Origin of the sequence: Leisingera aquaemixtae (assembly GCF_019801145.1) — a bacterium.
Taxonomy (GTDB): Bacteria; Pseudomonadota; Alphaproteobacteria; order Rhodobacterales; family Rhodobacteraceae; genus Leisingera; species Leisingera aquaemixtae_A.
The window spans coordinates 98,758-122,375 of record NZ_JAHVJQ010000006.1; the positions used below are offsets into that span (position 1 = coordinate 98,758).

Annotated in this window: 25 protein-coding genes, 1 tRNA gene and 1 riboswitch; of the genes, 3 read left to right on the forward strand and 23 right to left on the reverse strand. The window is 66.5% G+C overall.

The features are described 5' to 3' along the window. Nucleotides 1-7: 7 nt before the first annotated feature. Complete coding sequence (locus tag KUW17_RS15450; RefSeq protein WP_222480707.1) at nucleotides 8-742, forward strand: aspartate/glutamate racemase family protein; 735 nt, start codon at nucleotides 8-10, stop codon at nucleotides 740-742. 113 nt (nucleotides 743-855) lie between these two features. Here the strand turns inward: KUW17_RS15450 and KUW17_RS15455 are convergent, their stop codons facing one another. Genes KUW17_RS15455 through KUW17_RS15485 form a run of 7 tightly spaced genes read right to left on the reverse strand, consistent with a single transcriptional unit; the run spans nucleotide 856 to nucleotide 7,357 of the window. Further along, entirely contained in the window at nucleotides 856-1,788 is a 933-nt protein-coding gene (locus KUW17_RS15455; protein ID WP_222480709.1) for an AEC family transporter, read from the reverse strand. A gap of 49 nt (nucleotides 1,789-1,837) precedes the next feature. Continuing rightward, entirely contained in the window at nucleotides 1,838-2,635 is a 798-nt protein-coding gene (locus tag KUW17_RS15460) for an MBL fold metallo-hydrolase (RefSeq protein ID WP_222480711.1), read from the reverse strand. Further along, complete coding sequence (locus tag KUW17_RS15465) at nucleotides 2,635-3,444, reverse strand: TatD family hydrolase (protein WP_222480713.1); 810 nt, start codon at nucleotides 3,442-3,444, stop codon at nucleotides 2,635-2,637. The genes KUW17_RS15460 and KUW17_RS15465 overlap by 1 nt, the downstream gene beginning before the upstream one ends. A gap of 35 nt (nucleotides 3,445-3,479) precedes the next feature. Then, nucleotides 3,480-4,598 (reverse strand): DNA polymerase III subunit delta', encoded by a 1,119-nt coding sequence (locus KUW17_RS15470; RefSeq protein WP_222480716.1) that lies wholly within the window; start codon nucleotides 4,596-4,598, stop codon nucleotides 3,480-3,482. Beyond that, nucleotides 4,595-5,242, reverse strand: coding sequence for a dTMP kinase (gene tmk, locus KUW17_RS15475; protein WP_222480718.1), 648 nt, complete (start codon nucleotides 5,240-5,242; stop codon nucleotides 4,595-4,597). Before tmk ends, KUW17_RS15470 begins: the two co-directional genes overlap by 4 nt. Next, a complete protein-coding gene (locus KUW17_RS15480; protein ID WP_261397232.1) occupies nucleotides 5,239-6,390 on the reverse strand; it encodes a D-alanyl-D-alanine carboxypeptidase family protein in 1,152 nt (383 codons plus the stop codon). Before KUW17_RS15480 ends, tmk begins: the two co-directional genes overlap by 4 nt. A gap of 46 nt (nucleotides 6,391-6,436) precedes the next feature. Then, the gene (locus KUW17_RS15485; protein WP_222480722.1) at nucleotides 6,437-7,357 is read right to left on the reverse strand and encodes an SPOR domain-containing protein; all 921 of its coding nucleotides are present in this window, start codon (nucleotides 7,355-7,357) and stop codon (nucleotides 6,437-6,439) included. A gap of 240 nt (nucleotides 7,358-7,597) precedes the next feature. On the opposite strand from KUW17_RS15485, the gene KUW17_RS15490 reads away from it, so the two are divergent. Next, nucleotides 7,598-7,687 (forward strand) — tRNA-Ser (locus tag KUW17_RS15490). Nucleotides 7,688-7,740: 53 nt separating this feature from the next. Here the strand turns inward: KUW17_RS15490 and cobF are convergent. From cobF to cbiE, 10 genes are all read right to left on the reverse strand, one after another. Beyond that, the gene (gene cobF, locus KUW17_RS15495) at nucleotides 7,741-8,493 is read right to left on the reverse strand and encodes a precorrin-6A synthase (deacetylating) (protein WP_222480724.1); all 753 of its coding nucleotides are present in this window, start codon (nucleotides 8,491-8,493) and stop codon (nucleotides 7,741-7,743) included. A 73-nt stretch (nucleotides 8,494-8,566) separates the two neighbouring features. Next, on the reverse strand, nucleotides 8,567-9,070 hold the full coding sequence (locus KUW17_RS15500; RefSeq protein WP_222480726.1) for a hypothetical protein: 504 nt from the start codon (nucleotides 9,068-9,070) through the stop codon (nucleotides 8,567-8,569). Between the two features lie 67 nt (nucleotides 9,071-9,137). Continuing rightward, complete coding sequence (locus KUW17_RS15505; protein ID WP_222480728.1) at nucleotides 9,138-9,836, reverse strand: CbtA family protein; 699 nt, start codon at nucleotides 9,834-9,836, stop codon at nucleotides 9,138-9,140. Between the two features lie 4 nt (nucleotides 9,837-9,840). Beyond that, complete coding sequence (locus tag KUW17_RS15510; protein WP_222480730.1) at nucleotides 9,841-10,011, reverse strand: CbtB domain-containing protein; 171 nt, start codon at nucleotides 10,009-10,011, stop codon at nucleotides 9,841-9,843. A 33-nt stretch (nucleotides 10,012-10,044) separates the two neighbouring features. Then, nucleotides 10,045-10,258: riboswitch (cobalamin riboswitch) on the reverse strand. A 164-nt stretch (nucleotides 10,259-10,422) separates the two neighbouring features. Further along, nucleotides 10,423-10,758, reverse strand: a complete 336-nt coding sequence (locus KUW17_RS15515) for a DUF1636 family protein (RefSeq protein ID WP_222480732.1) — start codon at nucleotides 10,756-10,758, stop codon at nucleotides 10,423-10,425. Beyond that, nucleotides 10,755-11,489: a uroporphyrinogen-III C-methyltransferase gene (cobA, locus tag KUW17_RS15520; RefSeq protein WP_222480734.1), complete on the reverse strand. Its 735-nt coding sequence runs from the start codon at nucleotides 11,487-11,489 to the stop codon at nucleotides 10,755-10,757. Before cobA ends, KUW17_RS15515 begins: the two co-directional genes overlap by 4 nt. Next, nucleotides 11,486-12,805, reverse strand: a complete 1,320-nt coding sequence (locus tag KUW17_RS15525; RefSeq protein ID WP_222480736.1) for a cobyrinate a,c-diamide synthase — start codon at nucleotides 12,803-12,805, stop codon at nucleotides 11,486-11,488. The genes cobA and KUW17_RS15525 overlap by 4 nt, the downstream gene beginning before the upstream one ends. A gap of 4 nt (nucleotides 12,806-12,809) precedes the next feature. After that, complete coding sequence (gene cobM, locus KUW17_RS15530) at nucleotides 12,810-13,604, reverse strand: precorrin-4 C(11)-methyltransferase (RefSeq protein WP_222480738.1); 795 nt, start codon at nucleotides 13,602-13,604, stop codon at nucleotides 12,810-12,812. Beyond that, a complete protein-coding gene (locus KUW17_RS15535; RefSeq protein ID WP_222481168.1) occupies nucleotides 13,601-13,978 on the reverse strand; it encodes a cobalamin biosynthesis protein in 378 nt (125 codons plus the stop codon). The genes cobM and KUW17_RS15535 overlap by 4 nt, the downstream gene beginning before the upstream one ends. Continuing rightward, a complete protein-coding gene (gene cbiE, locus KUW17_RS15540) occupies nucleotides 13,975-15,162 on the reverse strand; it encodes a precorrin-6y C5,15-methyltransferase (decarboxylating) subunit CbiE (RefSeq protein WP_222480740.1) in 1,188 nt (395 codons plus the stop codon). Before cbiE ends, KUW17_RS15535 begins: the two co-directional genes overlap by 4 nt. On the opposite strand from cbiE, the gene KUW17_RS15545 reads away from it, so the two are divergent. After that, nucleotides 15,161-15,901 carry a cobalt-precorrin-6A reductase gene (locus tag KUW17_RS15545; RefSeq protein ID WP_222480742.1) on the forward strand — a complete coding sequence of 247 codons (741 nt, stop codon included), beginning with the start codon at nucleotides 15,161-15,163 and terminating at the stop codon, nucleotides 15,899-15,901. The two genes, cbiE and KUW17_RS15545, sit on opposite strands and share 2 nt — an antisense overlap. On the opposite strand, the gene cobJ is transcribed toward KUW17_RS15545, so the two are convergent. The 6 genes from cobJ to cobW all read right to left on the reverse strand — a co-directional run bounded on the left by cobJ (nucleotide 15,898) and on the right by cobW (nucleotide 23,616). After that, a complete protein-coding gene (gene cobJ / locus KUW17_RS15550; RefSeq protein WP_222480744.1) occupies nucleotides 15,898-16,662 on the reverse strand; it encodes a precorrin-3B C(17)-methyltransferase in 765 nt (254 codons plus the stop codon). The two genes, KUW17_RS15545 and cobJ, sit on opposite strands and share 4 nt — an antisense overlap. After that, complete coding sequence (gene cobI / locus KUW17_RS15555; protein ID WP_222480746.1) at nucleotides 16,659-17,375, reverse strand: precorrin-2 C(20)-methyltransferase; 717 nt, start codon at nucleotides 17,373-17,375, stop codon at nucleotides 16,659-16,661. Before cobI ends, cobJ begins: the two co-directional genes overlap by 4 nt. A gap of 2 nt (nucleotides 17,376-17,377) precedes the next feature. Next, nucleotides 17,378-18,007 (reverse strand): precorrin-8X methylmutase, encoded by a 630-nt coding sequence (locus tag KUW17_RS15560; protein ID WP_222480748.1) that lies wholly within the window; start codon nucleotides 18,005-18,007, stop codon nucleotides 17,378-17,380. Nucleotide 18,008: 1 nt separating this feature from the next. After that, entirely contained in the window at nucleotides 18,009-19,175 is a 1,167-nt protein-coding gene (cobG, locus tag KUW17_RS15565) for a precorrin-3B synthase (protein WP_222480749.1), read from the reverse strand. Next, nucleotides 19,172-22,417, reverse strand: coding sequence for a cobaltochelatase subunit CobN (gene cobN, locus KUW17_RS15570; RefSeq protein WP_222480751.1), 3,246 nt, complete (start codon nucleotides 22,415-22,417; stop codon nucleotides 19,172-19,174). The genes cobG and cobN overlap by 4 nt, the downstream gene beginning before the upstream one ends. A gap of 164 nt (nucleotides 22,418-22,581) precedes the next feature. Beyond that, nucleotides 22,582-23,616 carry a cobalamin biosynthesis protein CobW gene (gene cobW, locus KUW17_RS15575; RefSeq protein ID WP_222480753.1) on the reverse strand — a complete coding sequence of 345 codons (1,035 nt, stop codon included), beginning with the start codon at nucleotides 23,614-23,616 and terminating at the stop codon, nucleotides 22,582-22,584. Between the last annotated feature and the right edge of the window lie 2 nt (nucleotides 23,617-23,618).

Sequence of the window (23,618 nt, forward strand, 5' to 3'; positions counted from 1 at the left end):
GAGTCTCATGGAACACGGCGGCAAGACAGTCTTTGGCGCGGCGGTTGGCATCCTGATGTTGGAAACGCGCTTTCCCCGCATTTATGGCGATATGGGCAACGCGATGACCTGGGACTTCCCGGTTCACTACAAGGTGGTGCGCGGGGCCAACCCTGAAAACGTGGTTCGCGGCAACCCCAAGGAACTGGTGGACCTGTTTGTCGAGGCCGGCCGCGATCTGGTCGCCATGGGGGCGGATGGCATCACCACCAACTGCGGCTTCCTTGCGCTCATTCAGGATGAGGTGAAGCAGGCGCTGGGCGTGCCAGTGGCGACGTCCTCGCTGATGCAGGTGCCGATGGTGCAAAACCTGCTGCCCGCGGGCAAGCGTTGCGGCATCCTGACGATCTCCAAGGCGACGCTGACGCCCGCGCATCTTGCGGCCGCAGGTGTTGCGCCGGATTCGCCCATTGCCGGCACCGACGGCGGCCGCGCCTTTACCCGCGACATCCTGGGCGACGCACCCTCGATCGACTTCGAGGCCTGCCGTCTGGACATGATCGACGCCGCCCGCGCGATGGTTGCGGATATCCCGGACCTTGGCGCCATCGTGCTGGAATGCACCAATATGGTGCCCTACGCCCGTGACGTGCGGAAGGTGACCGGGCTGCCGGTGTTCTCGATCTACTCCTTCATCAACTGGTTTCAGGCCGGTCTGCTGCCCAAGGGGTTTCCGCTGGAATTGGATGATCCCCGGCTTTGACGGCGGTAACCATCTGGTGGAAAATTGCTAATAAAATATGAAGGATAAGGCCACGCCCGCTGTCCAAATGTATCCTGTGCGAAACATTGCGGCAGAAGCGCTGACCCTTTTCTTCAGCTCAAAACCAGCAGCCAGAACCACACGGTCAGGATGCTTGACCCGGTGGCGATCAGCACCGACGACGCCGCCACCCGTTTGGCCCGCCCGTACATATTGGCAAAAATATAGCCGTTGAACCCGGTCGCCATCGCGGCGTTCAGAACGCCGGAGCGGAACAGGTCCTGCGGCAACTCCAGCGCCGATCCCAAGGTCCAGACAATCGCCGGATGGATCATCAGCGAGGTAAAGCAGACAAACAGGATCGCCCGCATATCGCCTTCGGGGCGGTACTTCACCAGCACACCACCGAGGGCAAACAGCGCCGCAGGCAGCGCCGCGCGGATCAGCAGCGACAGCGCCTCATTTATCACCAGCGGAATTGCGAGCCCCGACAGGTTGACCGCAAACCCCAGTGTAATCCCAAGGATCAGCACATTACGGAACATCGCGTTCAGAACGGATGTGACAGTCTTGATGCCGCCCGCCCCGCGGTTGCGCACGATCTCCATCGCGGTGATGCCGACGCCGTAGCAGAACGGCGAATGGAAGGCGATGATCGCATAGTTGCCGGTCAGGTTGTCCGGGCCAAAGGCGCGTTCGGTGATCGGCAGCCCCAGCAGGACCGAGTTGGAGAACAGGCAGCAGAAGCCGATGGCGATGCAGTCTTCCCACTCCCGCTTGAACAGCAGCCGGGCGCCAAACAGTCCGATCAGAAAGCAGGTGAAGGCGCCGGTGTAGAAGCTTGCCAGCAGCTGCGGGTTGAAACTGGCGGAGAGATCCAGTTCCGCCATCGCCTTGAACAGCAGGCAGGGGATCGCGAACCCTTGGGAGAACTTCATCACGCCGTCGACATGCGCCTGATCCAGCACGCCCCGCGCGGTGGCGGCATAGCCCGCGCCGACAACCAGGAACACCGGCAGGATGACGTCAATCAGGCTCTGAAACAAATTCCGTCCTCAAACCGCGCGAATGAAAAAGGGCGCTAATGCGCGCCCCTCAGATCTCCATCCGGATCACCATCCCGTCATAGGCCGGGGTGATGTGGTCCGGTGTCTCAGCCTCGATCGTGGCGTAATCCATGTCGATGTGCATGTTGGTGATGATGCCGCGTTTGGGGGCCATCTTTTCGAACCACTCCAGCGCGTCCTGATAGCTGAAATGGGTCGGGTGCGGCGTCCGGCGCAGACCATCCAGGATCCAGATGTCCAGCCCCTCCAGTTCCGGCAATGCGGCGTCCGGGATTTCCTTCACGTCCGGCAGATAGGCCAGCCCGCCGATACGGAAGCCAAGCGCGTCGATGGAGCCGTGGTTCACCTCAAACGGACGGAAGCTGATACCGCCGCCGGGGCCGCTGATGGTGAACGGCCCGCCAATGGTCTTCAGGTCCAGGATCGGCGGGTAGGGGGAGCCTTCGGGCTGGGCAAAGGCATAGCCGAAGCGGTTCAGCAGGGCGTCCTGGGTGGCGCCGTCAGCGTAGACCGGAATGCGCTGGCGCATGTTGAAATAGACCATGCGCAGGTCGTCGATCCCGTGCAGGTGATCGGCATGTGAATGTGTGTAGACTACTGCGTCCAGCCGCGTGACTTCGGCATCCAGCAGCTGGTTGCGCATGTCCGGCGGGGTGTCGATCAGCACCGAAGTGGTGCCGCCCTCATCCACGCGCTCCACCAGCATCGAGCAGCGGCCGCGGCGATTCTTCGGGTTCGCCGGGTCGCAGTCGCCCCAATAGCCGCCAATCCGCGGCACGCCGCCGGACGAGCCCGAGCCGAGAATGGTAAAGCGCATCTCAGCCATCAGGCGGCGGCCTCATACTGCGCGGCCTTCCAGAACAGCCGGTCGAAATTTGCCTGGGTCTGGGCCGCGAAACCGGCGTAGTCCATGCCGAACACTTCTGCGCCCACCTTGGCGGTAAAGGCGGTGTAGGCCGGCTCGTTGCGCTTGCCGCGGTAGGGCGGCGGCGCCAGGTAGGGGGCGTCGGTCTCGACCAGGATGCGCTCCACCGGGGCGGCGGCGAAAATGTCGCGCAGCTCCTGGCTCTTGGGGAAGGCGGCTATGCCGGACATCGACAGGTAGAACCCCAGATCCAGGGCAGCCTTGGCCAGCTCTGCGGAAGACGAGAAGCAGTGCATCACGCAGGAATAGGCGCCGTTCTTCATCTCCTCGCCCAGGATGCGCGCCATATCGTCGTCCGCAGCGCGGGCATGGATGATCAACGGCAGGCCGGTTTCGCGTGCAGCGGCGATGTGGATGCGCAGGGATTCCTTCTGCACCGCGGCGCTGTCGGCAGTGTAGTGGTAGTCCAGCCCGGTCTCGCCGATGCCGACAAACTTCGGGTGCTTTGCCAGCGCCACCAGTTCGTCAACGCTGACCAGCGGCTCGTCCGCGGCGCTCATCGGGTGGGTGCCTGCGGCGTAGAACACCGGCGCGTGGGCCTCGGCGATGGCGCGCACGGCGGGTTCGTTCTTCATCTTGGTGCAGATCGTCACCATCCGGGTCACGCCGGCCTCCGCCGCGCTGGCGATCACCTCGTCCAAGCGGCCTTCGAAGTCCGGAAAGTCCAGGTGGCAGTGGCTGTCCGTAATCTGGGGGGGCGTCTCGGTCATGAATCCTCTGGTGCCGCTTGCGCCGCGCCAAAACCCTAGCGCGACGCGGTTTCCTGCATCTTGAAAACCGTATCTAGGACAAGCGCGGCGGGGTCAAGGTTCACCGCCTGCCCGTGGCGGGTCCGGGCGGTCACTTCTGCCGCGAGGTCGGCCCAGGCGCGCGCCTTGCGCGGATCGGGCGACAGGCGCTGCAGCATCGCCGCTTCCTGCGGCGCCGCTTCCGGCGCTGGCGGAGCGCCGGTGGCGCCGGTGCGCGCCAGCCGGGCCAGCGCCATCTCGGTCAGCGACAAAAGCAGCTCAAAACGCTCCGCCGCACCGCGCTGGGCGGCGGCCTCGGCCAGGGCCATCGCCCGCTGCCGGTCCAGCCGCGGCATCGAATCGAGGATCTGCACCAGCTCGGCATAAATCTTGAGCCCGCCCAGATTGATCAGCCGCAAAGCGGCGCCGACGGAGCCGCCTGCCAGGGCCGCGAGATTGTCCATGTTCTGGGGCAGCTCGACACCCGACTGCGCCAGCGCCGCTTCCATGTCCGGCGCGCTGAGCGGCCCCAGCCGCAAGGTGCGGCAGCGCGAGCGGATGGTCGGCAAGAGGCGCGATGGCTGGTGCGAGATCAAGAGGATCGTGGTGCGCGCAGGCGGCTCCTCCAGCATCTTCAGGAGCGCATTGGCGGCGCTCACGTTCATGTCGTCGGCGGCGTCCACGATCACCACCCGCCGCCCGCCGTCGGTGGCAGACAGGCCAAAGAAGCGGTTGAGCTTGCGGATGTCGTCGACCACGATCTGGCTGCGCAACTTGCCCTTGTCGTCGTAGGAGCGGGTGATCGGTGCCAGACCAGGTTCGGCCAGCGCCTGAATGCGGTGTGAGACCGGGTGCTCCGGGTCAATGTCCAGCGTCTGCGGCGGGGGCGGGGCACCAAACAGGCCGTCCTCGGCCGGAGGGGTGGCCAGCAGGAAACGGGCGATCCGCCAGGCCAGCGTTGCCTTGCCCACGCCCTGCGGGCCGGTCAGCAGCCAGCCGTGGTGCAAACGGTCGGAATTGTAGGCGGTCAGGAAATCCTGCTCTGCCGCGTCCTGGCCGATGAGGCGCAGGGTTTCGCGCGGGTGCGGCGCGCCCTCGGCCTGATCGGCGCGGGGCAGCTCGTCGTCAGCGCTCATACCCCGGTTCCTTTCAGGGCCGTTTCCGCCAGTTCCCGGACATCTGCGGCGACCTCCTCCACCGGGCGGGCGCCATCGACCACGCGGAAGCGGTTTGCAAATTCCTGCGCCAGAGCCAGGAAACCCGCGCGCATCTTCTCTTGCAGCTCGACGCCGAAATCCTCGAAACGCTCTTCCTTGCCCTGCCGCCCCTTGGCGCGGGCCAGGCCCTCTGCCGGGTCCATGTCAATGAGCAGGGTCAGATCCGGCTCGCGGCCGATCATCAGCTTGTGCATCTGGTCCACTGCGGCGCGCAGATCGCCGCGCGACAGCCCCTGGTACATCCGGGTGCTGTCGGCGAACCGGTCGCAAATCACCACCTTGCCGGCCGCCAGGGCAGGCTCGATGGTGCGTTCCAGGTGGTCGCGCCGCGCTGCCATGAACAAGAGCAGCTCTGTCTCAGCCGACCAGCGGTCGGGATCGCCCTCCAGCACCAGGCGGCGGATCTCCTCGGCGCCGGGGGAGCCGCCCGGCTCCCGCGTCAGCACCACATCGCGGCCCTCTGCCTGCAGCGCTTCGGCCAACAGGCGGCATTGGGTGGACTTGCCGGACCCGTCGATGCCTTCAAAGGTGATGAACAGGCCGCGCCCCGTGCCAGCTGTCACAGCGCCCCCTCGGGACCGGTCAGGAATTGCTTGATCAGCACCTGCGCCGCGGTTTTCACGCGCACCACAAAGCCGCCCGCAGGCACATCGCTTTCCGCCACCAGCGGCAGCCGCACCTCCGGCAATTCCTCCGGCTGCAGCACCAGCTCCGCCAGGCGCTGGCCCTGTTTGACCGGTGCTTCAATCGGGCCGCTGTAGACAACTTCGCCCTCGATGGTGCCGCCCGACAGCGACGGCAGCAGGATTTCCAGATCCTCGGCCGGCACCAGGCCTACCGATCGCTCGGCCCCCCGCCAGATTTCGGCTTCGGCGATGGGGATGCCCTCCTTGGCAACGGTTTTCTTGGTAAATTGGCGAAACGACCAGTTAACGAGGGCTTCTGCCTCCTCTGCGCGCGCACGCTCGCTGTCGAGGCCCGAGACCACGAAAATCACCCGCCGGTCGCCCTGCTTGGCAGAGCCGACCAGCCCATAGCCCGCTTCCTCAGTGTGGCCGGTCTTCAGCCCGTCAGCACCAATGCCCAGCTTCAGCAGCGGGTTGCGGTTGCGGACATTGGAGGGCGCGCGGCCGTCGAATTCGAACTTGGTCTCGGCAAACAGCGGGTAGTATTCCGGGAAATCCTCGATCAGCCGCTCGGCCAGGACCGCCAGGTCATGCACCGACATCCGGTGACCGGCGGCGGGCCAGCCGTTGGAATTGGCAAAGGTGGAGGCGGTCATGCCCAGCTCTTGGCCGCGCTTGGTCATGTAGCGGGCAAACCCTGCCTCGGTCCCATCCGGACTCAGCGCTTCGGCGAGCACCACGCAGGCGTCGTTGCCCGACAACACGATGATGCCGCGCAGCAGATCCTCAACCCGCACCCGGTCCAGCGTGTCCAGGAACATGGTCGAGCCCTTGTAGCTCATCGCGTGCTCGCTGACTGGCAGTTCCTCGTCCAGGGTCAGCCGACCGTCGCGCAGGGCCTCGAACGCGACATACAGCGTCATCAGCTTGGACATCGAGGCCGGCGGCAGCGGCACATCGGCGTTCTTGGACAACAGCACGGTGTCAGTGCCCGAATCCAGCACATAGGCTGCGCGCGCCTTGGTATCAAAGGCGGCGGCGGACAGCGCCGAAAGGCTGACCGCCAGCCCGGCAGCCAGGCCCATGCGCAGCGATGATTTCAGGGCACGCGCCAGGCGTGCGGTTCGGGGGTCAGTTTGAGACTGCATAGGCATCCGCGAATCCGGTTTCCTTCACGCTCTGCAGCAGTTGGCTGCGTTCGGATTTGTTCTGTGCGGGGCCGACCAGCACGCGCCAGAAGGTCTTGCCGCTGGCCGACTGCTCGCGCAGTTCCGGAACCATGCCGGCACTGCGCATCATGTTGGCGGTGCGTTTGGCGTTGGCCTCGACGCTGAAGATGCCGATCTGGATGAACGGCTTGCTCAGCGAAGATTTCTGCGGTTTGGGCGCAGGGGCGGCGGCAGGTTCAGCCTTGGCGGGTTCTGCTGCGGGTGGTGCGGACGGGGCAGAGGCCTCAATTGCGGCAGCAGCACCGGCAATCGGGTCCAGCGGGGTTTCAGAAATCTCGCTGGCTGCCAGGGCGGTTTCGGTGGCTTCCGTGCTGTCCGGCGGGGCACCGTCTTCGGCGGCTGCCTCTTCCGGCTGCGGCGCCGGATCAACTTCCTCGCGCCGCAGGGCGGTCACGTTCAGCTCCGCCGGGGCGCCTGCCAGCAACCCGAGGGCCGCCGCCGCGTCAGAGGAGACCTGCAGCCGCGGTCCCGGGATCTCGCGCTCGCGCCGGAACAGGGCGCCGATCACGAACTGGCCGTTGGCATTGTTGCGGATGATCACCCGTTCGGGATCCTTGGTATCGGGGTGCGCCACCCAGACGCCGCCGATCGAGGGGCGGCCGTCCCACAGGCCCGCTTCGGTCACCTGGAACACATCCGGCGCTTCCACGTCCCGTTCGACCAGTTTGGTGCTGCTGGAGGCCTTGACCTCTCCCTCGGCCTTCGGTTTCGGCGCCAGAAATCCCAGTTTCTGCCCGTCCTCGCACGCCGCCAGAACCAGCAGGCCCAAGGCCGCCACGGCGATCCGCGGGGCCTTTCTTGCTCTCGCCAGGGTATCTTTCATGCTCTCATCCTTGCCTGTGCCCGCGGCGCTTCTGCGCCCCCGCCGGAATGCCCGGTCTTCTTGATTTGGCGGCATGATAGCCTGCGCTTCCGGCCATGAAAACCCTGCCGGTCCGCGGCACAAGGGAAAGCCGCAGCGGCGGCGTAATTCCGCGCGTTTGGCGCAGGCCTGCGCTTTTCTCTTGCCGCACGGATTTCCCCTTGCCTCGCACCGCGTTGCATCCTAAACCGCTGACGGACCGGGGAGGTGGCAGAGTGGTCGAATGCGGCGGTCTTGAAAACCGTTGAACGTGAGAGCGTTCCCAGGGTTCGAATCCCTGTCTCCCCGCCACTCAATCACCCCGCAGGCTGCAACGACCGGACGTGCCGAGGGCAGGCTTGCCCTCAGCCCTTGCGCAGCAGATAGATATCCATGATCCAGCCATGTTCCGCGCGCGCCTTGGCGCGGGTTGCGATGATCTGCTCCGTGACCTCTGCCAGCGGGCCGGACAGGGAAATCTGGTTTTCCATCCCCGCGTAAGCGGTCCAGAAGATTTCCACCCCCTCTGGCTCGACGGACTGAAAGGAACACTCCCCGTCCAGCATGATCACCAGCGTATCGGCGCTGTCCGGCCAGCCGTTCTCGCGCAGCTGCCGCCCGGTGGTGATGGTGAAGGGGGCGCCGATCTCGTTGACCGGAATGCCGTGCGCCGCGGTCAGCGCCTGGATCGAAGTGATGCCGGGGATCACCGTCAGCCTGATCTCGGCCAGCGTCTTCAGCCGCTCGGCAATCCGCATGGTGCTGTCGTAAAGCGACGGATCGCCCCAGACCAGGAACCCGGCCTTGCCGCCCTCTGGCAGGTTCTCGGTGATGTTTTGCCACCAGATTTCCGCGATGGCGTCGTGCCAGTCGTCGACCCGCTTGCGGTAGCTCTTGGTGGCCTCGTCGCGCACCGGCAGGGCAAATTCCACGATCTTCGGGCCGTCGTCCCGGATCGCCCGATTGCAGATCTCGCGCCTGAGTCCCGCCAGGTCGTCCTTGCCCGCCCCCTTGTTGGGGATCAGGATCAGATCCTGCGCGTTCAGCGCCTCGATCGCCTGCAGCGTCATGTGCTGCGGGTTGCCGGTGCCGATTCCGATCAGGGAAAGCTCAATCATGACGGGGCCTTTCACATGAAAACACGGCCCCCTATGGGGCCGTGCCGAGGGTCTTGCAAGGGGGCTGTTGCGCTCAGGAGCCTTCGCCGCCTGCCGGCACGGTGAGTTTTGCCTCCACCGGCTGGCCTTCCACCAGCAGCGCGCTGTGGCTGTTGGCGTTGAGCGAGACCTTGACCTCAGCTCCTTCGGGCAGGGCAGGGATATGCATCCAGTTGGCGTAGAGCCGGGCGAGTTTCTCGCCGTTCACATAGACATGCGCATGACCTTCGCCTTCCACGTCTGCGGCAGAGGCGTGCTGCGGGGCAAAGCGGAAATTCTGCGGTGTCACCTGCAGGTTCCAGCCCGCCATCGGGTCCTCGTGCAGCTGGATGGCGACGCTGGGCGCATCGGGGCCTGCTGCCAGGCTGACGGCCTGGGAGTGATCATGGGCGGCCATTTCGCCGTGACCGCCGCCGTGGTGCGCCGGGTCGCCATGATCATGGCCTTCGAAGGTGACGCCGTTGCCGGCCGCAATCACGAAACCGGCACCGCCGCCGAACACCAGGCCGATCGCAAACAGGGCAAGAGAGCGGGACATCTGTTCATCCTCTGAAAAAAGAAATTCCCCGCCGGATGCGGCCGGCGGGGAGGGTCAGGGAGCCGGATCAGGCTGCGGCTTCCGCGCGCTTGCCTTCGGCCTGCCAGAAGTATCCGGCAAAGCTGCCGAGAAGCACCCAGGCCGCCATGCCGATGCCGAACGCACGGGCGGCAAACAGCGCGCCGATCTCGGTCGGCACCGGTCCGGAGAAGCTCTCCGGTTCAGGCGCGCCGACGATATGCGGGGCCAACAGCAAGAGGGCCGCGATCAGGATACTCACCAGGTTGCCGCCAAAAGCGATCAGCCACATGGCAACGCCTGCGGCGGCCACGGTGATGGTCCACCAGATCTGGCGCGCGCCCACGTCGGCGGCAGCAACACCCGGCACCTCGGGCGCCAGCGACAGGCCGGGCGCGAAGTGGAAGGTGATGAAACCCGCCAGGCCCCACAACAGCCCAGTGCGCGCGTTGATCTCATGGCCCTGGCGTTCGGCCACCGACATCAGCGCCGCCATCACCAGCGCATAACCGGTGTAGGTCAGCATGGTGAAGATGATGCTGAGGCCATCGCGCATCGGCTCGGCGAACATGCCGGGCAGGTCGGGGTGCGCGGTTACGGGATCAGCGCCGAAATGCACCAGCTCGCCGCCCTCGTAAAGTTCGGCGTGGAGCAGCACGGGCTGCACGAAATACAGCTGCAGCAGGGCGGTAATCAGCCCTGCTGCAGCGCCAGCGAACAGGCCGCTGGTCAGAATGCGACTGAACATGGCCTTAGTGGCAGGGGAAGCCGGTTGCGTGGCGCACGTCATGAGCAGCGTCGTGCAGGGCAGATGCCTGAACATGGCCAGTCAGCGTGATGATCCCCAGCCCCAGAACCACTGCAAACAGTGCCGGAAGAACACTGGTGCCAGCGGCGGAAGCCTTAAGCGTCTTGGTCGTCATTTCTAGTCCTCCTAACCGTCACACCCGACGGCATAAGTTGCGTTTCCACACGGCCGGTCTCCTGACTCGCGGGTCGCTGCTGCCTTCCTCCTTCCCGGCTCGCGCCAGTGGTTTTTGGAAGGCCGCTCGCCGCTCACAGTCGCGGGGGCGGTTGAGGCTTCGGTGCCGCGATTTGGTCCACCGTCCTCATTCCCGTTTCAGTCCCAGTGCTTAGGCACCATCAGACACCGTATCAGACGGTAATGCCCCGCGCGGCTGAGTCCGGTCAAGGAAGAATCCGCCAATCTGGAGCGCTTCAGCGTCATGGGGATAGCTAATGCAAGTCAGGCGGCTGCGATCAGGGAAGCCTGAGAGTTGCAAAATTTGCCCGAAAATACGCGCGGAAATTCGCGACTACCTGCCGCAGGCTGATCACGCCGGATCAGCCGGGATGCGGGCAATCGCCTTGAACCGCAGCTGGCCCAAGGGCCGGGCATCGGCGAAATCGCCGTTGGCGCTGTCTTGGTACATGCGCAGAAAGGTGAGGATGTCCGGCAGATCCTTGGCAGTGATTTCCCCGAACAGATAGGCGGTCTTGCCGCTTTGCCGCACCGCCAGCGTCTGCGGCCGCTTGCAGCCGGACATGCAGTCCACCTGCTGCAGTCGCGCCGCCACCCCGGCCTCCTCCAGCGCCGCGGCGACCTGCCCGAACAGGGCAGGGTCCGCGTCGCGGCAGGTGCGGCACAGGGTGAGGGTCGGCAGGCTCATGCGTTCGGCAGGTCTTGATCGGCCAGCGGCCCGTAAAGGATCAGCACCGGCGCCTTGGTCTCCATCGCGCGCAGAACTGCGGGCAGCTCGCCCACGTTGTGGCAGAACAGTTTCTGTTCCGGGGTGGAGACGCCAAGCGCCACCAGCGCGTGGGTGTCCGCGGGCAGGCCCGCTTCCATCAGCTTCTCCGCCAAGTCGGCAAAGGTGCGCTTGCCCATATAGACCACGGTGGTGGCATGCGGGTCGGCCAGCGCCGCCATGTTCAGGTCGTCCGGCAGCCCGCCGGTCACGTCGTGGCCGGTGATGAACTGCAGCCGCCGCGCCGTCAGTCGCCGGGTCAGCGGAATGTTGGCTGCCGCCGCCGCAGCCGAGGCCGCGGTGACGCCGGGCACGATCTCAAACCCGATGCCCGCCTCGCGCAGTGCGGTCATCTCTTCTTCCAGCCGTCCAAAGACGCCGGAATCCCCGGACTTCAGCCGCACCACGTTGAGGCCGCTCTGGGCGTAGTCGACCAGCAGCTGGCTCACATGGTCCTGCTTGGGCGAGGGGCGGCCGGCGCGTTTGCCCACCCCCACCAGGTCGGCATCGGCGCGGGCATGGCTCAGGATCGGGCCGGAGGACAGGTCGTCGAACAGGATCGCATCCGCCGCTTCCAGCCGTTTCACCGCCTTGACGGTCAACAGCTCCGGATCGCCGGGGCCGGAGGAGACAAAGCTCACAAAACCGCTCATGCCTGTTCTCCCGTGATCAGGTGGAAGAAGGTGCCAGTGACGTGGCCCTTGATGGAGCCGGTCTCCGGCACCGGGCCGCCGTCGGCGTCCATCACTTGCGCCAGCGGCGCGTCGGGTTCTTCCAGAATGGTGGAGTAGTGGAACTCATGCCCGCGCAGCGCAGTGCCTGCGTCAAAGCCAGGCATCCCTGCCTGCAGAATGGCGCGGCGGTAGCCGAGGTGGAACTTGCGTTTCTCGTAAGACGTCACAAGGCCCAAGAGGCCCAGCATTTGGTGGCGGTTGCCCTCCTTGTCGATCAGCGCCTCGCCCAGGGCCATGTAGCCGCCGCATTCGCCATGCACCGGCTTGGTCTCGGCGTGCTTCCGGACACCGGCGCGGAAGGTCTCCGCCGCCGCCAGCGTGCCGCCATGCAGCTCCGGGTAGCCGCCGGGCAACCAGACCAGATCGGCATCTGCCGCCGGGGCTTCATCGGCCAGCGGCGAGAACGGCAGGATTTCTGCCCCCGCCGCGCGCCAGCCGGTCAGCAGATGCGGGTAGGTAAAGGAAAACGCCGCATCCCGGGCCAGCGCAATCCGCTGCGCAGGCGGCTTGGGCAGGCTGGCCGGGGCGGGTGCCTGGCCCGCCAGTGCCGCGGCCTTGATTGCCTCCAGATCCACATGCTCGCGCAGGAAGGCGGCATAGCCTGCAATGGCGGCTTCCAGATCGGGATGCTCCACCGCCTGGATCAGGCCCAGATGCCGCTCCGGCAGGGTCAGGTCGCCGCGCCGCGGCAGGGAGCCCAGCACCTTGATGCCTGCCTTCTCCATTCCCAACCGGGTCAGCCGCTCATGCCGCGGGCTGGCAACCCGGTTCAGGATGACGCCTGCAAAGGGTAGCTCAGGGTCATAATTCTTGAACCCCAGCGCGGTGGCCGCCGCCGATTGCGCCTGGCCGCCGACATCAACCACCAACACCACCGGCCAGCCCATCCGCTTGGCGGTCTCGGCGGAGGAGCCGAAGCCCGACTGCCCGCGTGTCGCCACGCCATCGTACAGTCCCATCGAGCCTTCGCCGACGCAGATTTCCGCGCCCACCGACTGGCCCGCGACCGCATCCAGCAGACCGCCGTCCATTGCCCAGGTGTCCAGGTTGAAGGATGCACGTCCAGCCGCCGCCAGGTGGAAGGCCGGGTCGATGTAATCCGGCCCGCTCTTGTAGGGCTGCACGGTCAGCCCGTCCTCGGCCAGCGCCCGCAAAAGGCCCAGCATCACGGTGGTTTTGCCGGTGCCCGAGGAAGGCGCCGAGATCATCAGTCCGGGAGGGTTCATGCTTGTCATGGCCTTAGTCGTCCCCATGGCTCCAGCTCGACCACGGGCTGTCGGCGCTTTGCGGCCGGTAGCGGCGGTCGTAGTCGGTGGAATAGAGGCAGCTTTCGTCAAAGCCTTCGCCCTTCAGCACCGGCCCCACCAGGATCAGCGCAGTGCGGGAGATCTTCTCGTCCAGCGACTCTTTCAGCGTTTCCAAAGTGGCGCGGATGATCTGCTGGTCCGGCCAGCTGGCGCGGTAGACCACCGCCACCGGGCAGTCCGCGCCGTAATGCGGCGTCAGGCTGTCGACCACATGGTCCAGATTGCCGATCGACAGGTGGATCGCCAGCGTGGTGCCGGTTTTGGCGAAATTCTCCAGCGACTCGCCTGCAGGCATCGAGGACGCGCGGCCCGGGGTGCGGGTCAGCACCACCGACTGGCCAAGGCCCGGCAGGGTCAGCTCGGTCCCCAGCGCGGCAGCGGCAGCGGCAAAGGACGGCACGCCCGGGGTGACGCTCACCGGGATGCCCTCGGCCTTCAGGCGGCGGATCTGCTCGCCCATCGCCGACCACACCGACAGGTCGCCGGAATGCAGCCGCGCCACGTCCTGGCCTGCCTCATGCGCCGCCTTGATCTCTGTCACGATGGCATCCAGGTCCATCGCCGCGGTGTTCACGATCTTTGCATCTGCCGGGCAATGGCTCAGGATTTCCTCCGGCACCAGCGAGCCCGCGTAGAGGCACACCGGACAGGATGCGATGATGTCGCGCCCGCGCAGGGTCAGAAGATCGGCAGCGCCCGGTCCGGCGCCAATGAAGTGAACGGTCATGGCTCAAGTCTTTCTGCTATGGCCGCGGTGGCAAGCCCATCCGCGGTGACAACTCTGGGGGCGAGAAGGCGCGCCCTGGCGCCCGGCACCCCGTGGCGCGCCCCAGCCAGCGCCGCGGCTTCCGCCAGCGACCCGGTGCCGAACCGCGCCTTGATCCGGGGTGAACAGGTCAAAGTCTGCTCCCCGGCAATATCCTGATTTTCAAGCGCAATCACCGGCAGGCCGATGCTGCGCGCAAACTCCTGCATGGCGGACGCCCCGGCCTTCTCCGCGATGGAAGCAACGGCATCCACCCTTTCGCCGGTCAGCGCCAGCGCCGCCTGCAAATCTGCCACCGTGGCAGCGCTGCGAAATCCGATGCCCGCCACCTTCATCGCGTGACGCTCCACTGGATTACGGGTCGCGCCCGGCGCCAGTCGCGCATGGAGCCCAGCGGCCCGGCCTCGGCAATTTCCGCTTTCAACAGATGCCCACCGCGGTCCGAATGGGCCTGCATCAGCAGGGTCTCGGTTTCCAGCGTGACGCCATTGGCTACCAGCCGGGTGCCTGCGGGCAGGATGTCCCACAGGTGGTCCAAAAGCTCTTGCGAGCCGCCGCCGCCGATGAAGACGCAATCGGGCAGGGGCTGGCCGTCCAGCACTGCCGGCGCCTTGCCGAGCACCGCTGTCATCCGGTGGTCCAGGCCAAACGCCGCCGCGTTGGCGCGGATGTTCTCCAGCCGGCTCTCGCGCGGCTCAAAGGTAATGGCCTGTGCGCCGGGGGCGGCCAGGCACCATTCTACCGAGACCGAGCCGGAGCCGCCGCCGATATCCCACAGCAGCTCACCTGTGCGCGGTGCCAGGGCCGACAGGGTCAACGCCCGGATCGGCCGCTTGGTGATCTGCCCGTCGCTTGAAAAGAGATCATCCGCGAGGCCGGAGGCTTGCGGCAGGCCCTTGTGGCCTGCGGCCTCAACGGCCACCGCCACAGGGGCCTGAACATCCTGCAGTTCAAACCCTTCAGCGGCGGCAGAGCGCACCCGCTGCCGCGGCCCGCCCAGGCACTCCATCACCGTGAGGTGCGAGGCGCCGAATCCCTCTGCCGTCAGCCATCCCGCCAGCTCTGCAGGCGCCGCGCCGTCGCGCATGGTGCAGATCACACGGGCACCAGACCCCAGCAACGGCCGCAGCCGCGCATAAGGCGCCGCATGCAGGCCGATGCACAGCACCTCTTCCAGCTTCCACGCCAGATGGTTGGCCGCCAGCGCAAAGGTGGATGGCACAGGGCAGGAGACCCATTCGCCATCTTCCAGATGCCGCGCCAAGGAGCCGCCGGCGCCATGCCAGAACGGATCGCCGGAGGCCAGGACAACAACGCGCTGCCCCCGCGCCGCCAGCACCGGCCCGATGGAGAACGGCACCGGCCAGGGCTGGCCCTTGCTGCCGGCCGCCGCCAGCTCCAGATGCCGCGGGCCGCCAAAGATCACCTCGGCCTGCTCCAGCGCCTTCCGGCTTGCATCGCTGAGGCCTTCCAGTCCATTTTCGCCCAGACCAACGATTGTGAGCCACGGATCAGACATGACACGCATTCTCCTGCTGGGCGGCACCACCGAAGCCTCGACGCTGGCCAAGACCCTGGCCGAAACAGATATGGATGCGGTGTTTTCCTACGCGGGCCGCACGGCCAAACCGGTCAGCCAGCCGCTGCCCACACGCATTGGCGGCTTTGGCGGCGTGCAAGGGCTGGCGGCCTATCTGCAGGCTGAAGGCATCACCCATGTTGTCGATGCCACCCACCCGTTCGCAGCGCAGATGAGCCGCAATGCGGCGCACGCCTGCGAATTGGCGGATGTGCCGGTTTGCGCTTTTGAACGCCCGGTCTGGCAGGCGGGCGAAGGCGATCAATGGGTGCACGTGGACAGCATCGAAGAGGCTGTGGAAGTTCTTCCCAGCCCTCCGGTGCGGGTGTTTCTGGCGATCGGCAAGCAGAACCTCAGCCAATTCGCGGCCAAGCCGCAGCACCACTACCTGCTGCGCCTTGTGGACGAACCCGAGGCGCCCCTGCCGCTGCCGCACACAACGGTCGAAATCGCCCGCGGGCCGTTTGATGCGGCGGGCGACACCGCGCTTATGCAGCGCCACGGCATCACCCATGTGGTCGCCAAGAACGCAGGCGGCGCGGGGGCCGCGGCCAAGCTCTCTGCCGCGCGCGACCTTGGCCTGCCGGTCATCATGATCGGCAGACCGCAGGTGCCCGAACGGCCCGTCCTGGGCAGCGTGGCAGAGGTTATGGCCTGGCTGTCCCATTCCCCGGCTTAGGCCTCGGCTGCGTAGCGGGGCGTGTAGACGTAATTGCCCACCCGGCGGGTGTCGTGGTTGCCAACGATCACCACTGTGCGCATGTCCGCCATCTCGGGCGTTGCGTCCTTCAGCGGCACGGTCAGCAGTTCCTGCCCGGGCTTGGTCACGTCGCGGGCAAAGGTGATCAGCGTGTCCGCGCCGCAGGCCTCGCGCAGGATATCAAGCGCGCGGGCAAACTGATGCGGCCGCGACTTGGAGCGCGGGTTGTAGAACGCCATCGCCAAGCCGGCCTCGCCGACCAGCTGCAGGCGCTTTTCGATCAGGCTCCAGGGCTTCAGGTTGTCGCTGAGGTTGATGGCCGCGAAATCATGCCCCAGCGGCGCGCCGATGGCGGCAGCGGCGGCCAGCATCGCGGTGATGCCGGGCAGCACCCTGATGTCCAGATCCAGCCAGTCCGGGCGGTTTTCCGCGTTGGTTTCCAGCGCTTCGAACACGGCAGAGGCCATCGCGAACACACCTGGATCGCCGGAGGACACCACGACAACCCGTTTGCCCTCGGCGGCCATTTCCAGCGCATGGGTGGCGCGGTCCACTTCGACCCGGTTGTCGGTGGCGTGCAGGGTCAGGCCCTCGCGCGGCTCGATGCGCTTTACATAGGGGATATAGCCAACGATATCAGTTGCTTCTCCGATGGCGTCACGCACTTCCTGCGTCACCAGAGCCTCATTGCCGGGGCCAAGCCCGGCGATCACCACCCAGCCGTTTTGCGATGGTTTCATGGCCGGCGCCCCTGTCCGTGGATCAGCACGATGGAGAAATACGGGACCTCGCCGTCGATTTCGGTCAGTTTCTGAACCGTTTGCCGGGGCATGGTGCCGCGCTCGACCAGCCAAGCGTCTTCCAGCCGGCCGGCGCGTTCCAGCGCGCGCAGCAGTTTCGGCAGGTTGCGGCCGATCTTCATCACCACCAGCGCGTCCGTGTTGGCGGCGCGGGCGGCCAATTCATCCTCGCTGAGGGTGGCCATGGCGACCGTCAGCACATCATCGCCCCATGTGATCGGCTGGCCGGAGGCATGCCAGCAGCCGGACATGCCGGTGATGCCGGGCACGATCTCCTGCTCGGCGCGGCCCTGCAGACGGGTGTAGAGATGCATGTAGGAGCCGTAGAAGAACGGATCGCCTTCGCAGAGCACAACCACATCTTCGCTTTGGGCGATTTCCGCCAGCGTGTTGGCCCAGCGTTCATAAAATTCCGCAAGGATCCGGTTGTATTCGGGATCCGACAACGGAATTTCGGTCGTGACCGGATATTCCATCGCGTGCTCGGTCACACCCTCGGCCAGCATGCCTTCCACGATCGAGCGGGCCTGCCCCTTGCGGCCGGCCTTGCGGAAATAGGCCACATGGCGTGCTTTCGAGATCAGCCGGTGCGAGCGGACGCTCATCAGGTCGGGATCGCCGGGGCCAAGCCCTGTGCAGATGACTTTACCCATGGTTACTCTTTCCAGCTCGCCAGCGCGTTCACCGCCGCAACGGTGATGGCGGAGCCGCCCAGGCGGCCTTTCACGATCATTGACGGCACCGGCAGGTCTTCCATCAGCGCTTCCTTCGATTCCATCGCGCCGACAAAACCCACCGGGCAGCCGATGATGGCGGCGGGGCGGGGGCAGGACGGGTCTTTCAGCATGTTCAACAGGTGGAACAGCGCGGTGGGCGCGTTGCCGATGGCGACCACGGCGCCCTCCAGTTTCGGGCGCCACAGTTCCAGCGCGGCGGCAGAGCGGGTGTTGGACATTTCCTTGGCCATCTCCGGCACCTTCGGGTCGCGCAGGGTGCAGATCACCTCGTTGTCCGCAGGCAGGCGCGGGCGGGTGATGCCTTCGGACACCATATAGGCGTCGCAGAGGATCGGCGCGCCGTTTGCAAGCGCTGCGCGGGCGGTTTCGGCCATGCCCTCGGAAAAGCGCACGTGCTCTTCCAGCCCCACCATGCCGGCGGCATGGATCATGCGGACGACGACGCTTTCCTCGTCCTTATTGAAGCGCGCCAGGTCGGCCTCGCGGCGGATGGTGGCAAAGCTTTCGGCGTAGATCGCGGCGCCGTCGGTTTCATAGGTGTGGAGCATGTCAGCTGCCCTCTGTCAGAAGTTCGGGAGCGGCGCGCAACGCGTCGGCGCTCAGGTGGGTCTTTAGCGGCTGATCCGCGGCAGTGCCATTGCGGATCAGGGAGAATTCATCGTCGCCGGTCGCGGTCAGGGTCAGGGGTGCGGCGCCCGGGCAGGCGCAGCCCTTGGCGCAGCCGGAAACATGCAGGCGGGTTCCCGCGGGGACATGCGGCGCCAATTGCCTTGCCAGGTCGCGGGTGGCGGAAAGCGCCTGCAGGCAGCCGGGGGCTCCGGTGCAGGCGACCACTTGCAGGCGCGGATCCGCGGCGTCCAGGATCAGGCCGGGCAGGGGCGGCAGGCTTTCAGCACCTTCCACCAGCAGCATGCGCCACGGGGTGAGGCGGATGTCTCCGCAGTCTGCCAGCTGCGCGAGCGCAGCGGCGGGCATCTGGCCGAACTCCAAGGCGGCGAGTGTCCCCGCGGGGACAGGTCCAGGTTTTGCGGTGAAGTTGGCGCTTATTGTTAGGGTTGTGTGGTGCGCGGGCAGCGGGATGCCTTTTGCAACATGCGGCTTCATCCGGCCGCGGCCATTGGCGGCACCGCCGGTTTCTACGAACCAGCGGGCGAGGGCGAGGGCTTCGGGCACGGCGGATTCACGTGTGACGGGCTTGCCGGTCTCAGAACCGTCCGCGCGCAGGATCAGGCTGCTGCCAGAGCGTTCGATGCGGATATCGGCAGCAATGTCCTGCAGCACCGGAGCCGCGCCGCAGTCGACGGCGAAGCCGAATTTCCCGGGCAGGGTGAGGTCCGTTGCCGCCGTCAGCGCGGCGCTCAGGTCGGTGGCGATCGTGTGGGTGTCATCGCCCTCAGCCCAGAACGGGGCGAGCAGGACATTGCGGCGGGCTTCGGCGTTTGCGTCCGGGTCGATCAGCCCCAGTTCGCGCAGGCCTGCAATCAGGTCCTCATGCGCGTCTTCTCGGATGCCGCGCATCTGCAGGTTGGCACGGGCGGAGATATCCAGCAGGCCATTGCCGAATTCCTGCGAAAGTCTTGCAACACCGCGCGCTTGGTTAACGGACAGTTTACCAAGCGGCGCGCGCACGCGGACAACCAGCCCGTCGCCGGACATCATCGGGCGCAAAGCACCCGGACACCAGCCGTAGACCTTGGGTTCAGCGGCGCTGCTCATGCCGCGCCCTCCAGCTCTGCCATGATCGAGTTGCGTCGGGTGCTCCAGAGGCCTGCATCGTACAAGGCGCGGAAGCGGTCGCGCATGGCCTGCAGCGCCTCCGGGTTTTCGCGCTCCATGAACTCCACCAGATCGTCGCGGCCCAGGGTGGCCTCAAAATAGAGGTCAAACAGATGCGGCTGCACCACCTGCGCCAGATGCGCAAAGGCAGCCATGTGATCGAGCGTGGCGGCGATCTCGGCTGCGCCGCGGAAACCGTGGGACATCATCGAGGTGGCCCAGTCCGGATTGGCGGCGCGGGCGCGGGTGACGCGGGCGATCTCCTCGCCCAGGGAACGCGCCTGCGGCTTGTCGGGGCGGGTCGCGTCGAGGTGGTAGAGCACCGGTGCGGTCTGGCCGATGCGGGCCATGGCTGCGGCAAAGCCTGCCTCATGCGCGGCGTAATCGGACGCGATCAGCAGGTCGGTTTCAGGCAGGTCCTGCAGGTGGACAAAGCTGTCGGCCCCCTGCAGGCGGGATTCCAGTGCCTCGCGGGCGTCGCTGATAGTGCCCTTGGCGTCGATGGCATGGGAGGAGGCGTTGAGCCAGGCCTCGCCCGCCGCCTGGCGCGCCGCGTCGGTGTAGTCGTCCAGATGCGGGTTCATCGAGAGACCGTACTGGCCCGGCTTGGGGCCGAAGACGCGCGGGGTCTCGGTGAGATAGGGGTTGTCGGCCTGGGTCTCCTCGCGGGTAGCCAGTGCGGCGGCGGCACTTTCAAACATCTGGGCAAGGCCCGGGAAGACATCGCGGAACAGGCCGGAGACGCGCAGGGTCACGTCGATGCGCGGGCGGTTCAGCATCGACAGCGGCAGCACCTCAAAGCCTGAAACGCGTTCGGAGCCTTCGTCCCACTGAGGCGCGAGGCCTGCGAGGTGCAGCGCCATGGCAAATTCCTCGCCCGCGGTGCGCATGGTGGCGGAGCCCCAGAGGTCGATCACCAGCCCCTTGGGCCAGTCGCCGTGGTCCTGAAGGTGGCGGCGCAGCAGCTCTTCCGCCAGCTTGACCCCTTGCGCATGCGCCGCCCGCGACGGCACCGCCCGCGGGTCGGTGGTAAAGAGGTTGCGGCCGGTGGGAATCACATCGGCGCGGCCGCGGAACGGCGAGCCGGAGGGGCCGGGGGGGACGATTTTCCCGTCCAGCGCGGCAATCAGCCCGGCGCGTTCCTCCGCTCCGCATTGGCCGGTGCCGAAGATATGCAGGCCTTCGCCGTACTGGCTTTCCTTGATGTCGCAGACAAAAGCGTCGATGCGGGTGATCGCCTCAGCCGGGGAGGTGTCGGGGGTGAGGCCGAGGTCGGCTTCGACGCCGGTGCCCTGCGCCTCGGCGCGGATGTCATTGATCAGCCGGTCGCGGCGGGCGGGATCAAGGCCGTCGGCAGTGGAATATTCGTCGAGAAGGCTTTCGAGCCGCGCCATGCCCTCGGGCAGGTTTGTCTGCGCCAGCGGAGGGGGCAGGTGGCCGATGGTCACGGCACCGATGCGGCGCTTGGCCTGGGCGGCTTCGCCGGGGTCGTTGACGATGAAGGGGTAGGCGACCGGCAGCGGGCCGGTCAGAACTTCGGGCCAGCAGGCGCCGGAGAGCGCCACCGCCTTGCCCGGCAGCCATTCAAGGGTGCCGTGGGCGCCGATGTGGATGAGGGCGTCGTTTTGGCTGCGCAGCCACAGGTAAAAGGCCACATAGGCGTGGCGCGGGGTGCGGTCGAGGTCGTGGTAGTCATCGACCCGCGTTTTTACTTCGCCGCGTTCCGGCTGCAGCGCGACCAGGGCGTTGCCCGCGCGTAAGGCGCTGAAATGAAAAGCGCCATCGCGGCAGTCGGTGTCTTCTTCCGGGGCGCCCCAGGCCGCAGCCAGGGTGTCCTGCAGGTCTTGCGGCAGGGTGGCGAGGGCCTGGCGGTAGTCCTCCAGCGGGATGCTGAGCGTCTCTTCCATCAGCCGCAGGCCGGTGTTTTCCAGCGCTTCGACGGCGTAGCCTTGGGCGGAGAGTTCGCGCAGGATCTCGTCGCAGGAGGCCAGCGCGTCCAGCCCGACGGCATGGGCAAGGTTGTGGTCGCGGCCGGGGTAGGTGGAGAGGATCAGCGCCAGACGCTTGTCTGCATTCGGCAGCTTGGCGAGGCGCAGCCAGCCCTCCACACGGTCCACAGCAGCCTTGATGCGGTCCGTATCGGCGCGGTGGGCAAAGCGGGAGTACTGCAGATCCGGGTCCTTCTTGCCCGGCGATTTGAAGCTGACGACACCGGCGAAGATGCGGCCGTCAACCTCCGGCAGGACGACGTGCATGGCGAGGTCGGCGGGCGACAGCCCGCGGTCGGCCTCACGCCAGTCTTTTTTGCGGGCTGTCGAGAGGGCGACCTGGAACACCGGACAGCCGGTGGAGCTAAGCGGCGAGGCGCTGCCGTCGGTGCCTTGGGCGGAAAACGCGGTGGCATTGATGATGGCGGCCGGGGCCAGTTCCGGAAGCTTTTCGCGCAGCCAATCGGCGGCTGCAGGCGCCTTGAGGCTGGCGGCAAAGACGCCAAAGGCCGCGTAGCCGCGGGCGCGCAGCTCTTCGATCAGCGCATCCACCGGGGCGGTGTCGGCGGCGGTGAGGTAGGAGCGATAGAAGCTCACCAGCACCAGCGGTTTGTCCTGCGGCGGCAGGTCCGCGAGCACGCCCTTGGCCGGGTCGTAGAAGCCGTGCTCGGGCATCGTCTTGAGGCCGAGGACGGGGCCAGCGTAGAGGCCTGCTGCCAGCGACAGCTGCGCAAGCGCAGCCTGGGCCGCGACAGCGCCGCCGGCGTCGCACAGGGATTGCAGGCGGCGCAGGGTGGAGACGGGCAGGGTGGAGAGCTCATCGAGCCGCGCATCCTCGCGCCCGTCGGCCGGCAGGATTGCCAGCGCGATGCCCTTGCGGCGGGCAAGGTCCTGCAGGGTGGCAAGGCCGTAGGACCAGTAGCTTTCGCCGCCGATCAGGCGGACGAGGACGCCTTTGGCGCCTTCCAGCGTCTGTTCCGCGTAGACGTCGACCGACAGCGGGTGCTTGAGCGCCACCAGGTTGGCGAGACGCAGGGAGGGCAGTTTGCCGTCCGCGCGGTGCCAGCCCGCCGCGAAGGCGCCGAGATCGCTGTCGGAGAACGACAGCACCACCAGATCGCCGGGCGTCTGCCCGAGGTCCTGCGGGGTGTCGGTCTCGTCAAGGCCGTGGCTTTCGCGGAAGACGACGTGCATGGGTCAGGCTCCTTGCCTGAAGGGGCGTATGGAAACGGGGAGGGCAGCGCCCGGCCCGGCGGGGCAGGAAGCGAAGCGCCCGCCCCGTGGGGGGCGGGACGGGCGCTGCCCGGCCTTCGGCCAGGCGGTGCCGTCAAAAAATTGACGCTTCGCTACCATTGGCTTCAGGCCCCCAGCTCGGCGCGGATGGCCTGTTCGTCGATGTCGTCATGCTCCGCGATGACCACCAGCGCGGTCTTGCGCGGCTGCGCGCCCCAGGGCTGATCATACTGGGCGCGCAGGCGCTCGCCCACGGCCTGAACCAGCATCCGCATCGGTTTCCCCTCCACCGCGACATAGCCTTTGACGCGCAGGATGTTGCGCTCGCGGGCGAGTTTCACGATGGCATTCTGCAGCGCTTCCGGGTCAGAGACTTCGCCCATTTCGACAACGATGCTTTCAAAATCGTCATGCTCGTGGTCGTGGTGGCCGTCATGGTGGCTGGGACGGGCTTCCAGATCATCCTCGGCAGCGGCGTTCAGGCCCAGGATGATGCGCGGGTCGATGACCCCCTCGCTCATCGGCAGGATCGGCAGCTTGCGCGGCGCCTCGGCCTCGATCACCGCGCGGGCTTTCTCGACACCTGCATCGCCGGCCAGGTCGGCCTTGGACAGCAGAACGATGTCGGCGCAGGAGATCTGATCCTCGAACACTTCGCTGAGCGGGGTTTCGTGGTCGATGCTGTCATCGGCCTCGCGCTGGGCCTGCACGGCGTCCAGGTCGGGGGCGAACTGGCCCTTGGCGACCGCCTCGGCATCGGCCAGCGCAATCACGCCGTCGACGGTGATGCGGGAGCGGATCGCCGGCCAGTCGAAGGCCTTCAGGAGCGGCTTGGGCAGCGCCAGGCCGGAGGTTTCGATCACGATGTGATCCGGCTTTTCCGGCAGCTCCATCAGCTGTTCGATGGTGGGGATGAAGTCATCGGCAACGGTGCAGCAGATGCAGCCATTTGCCAGCTCCATGATGTTCTCCGCCGGGCAATTCTCGTCCGCGCAGGACTTCAGGATGTCGCCGTCGACGCCGGCGGTGCCGAATTCATTGACCACTACCGCCAGCCGTTTGCCCTGCGGGTTCTGCATCAGGTGGCGGATCAGCGTGGTTTTGCCCGCACCGAGGAAGCCGGTGATGACGGTGACGGGGATCTTGTTGAGGTCGCTCATGT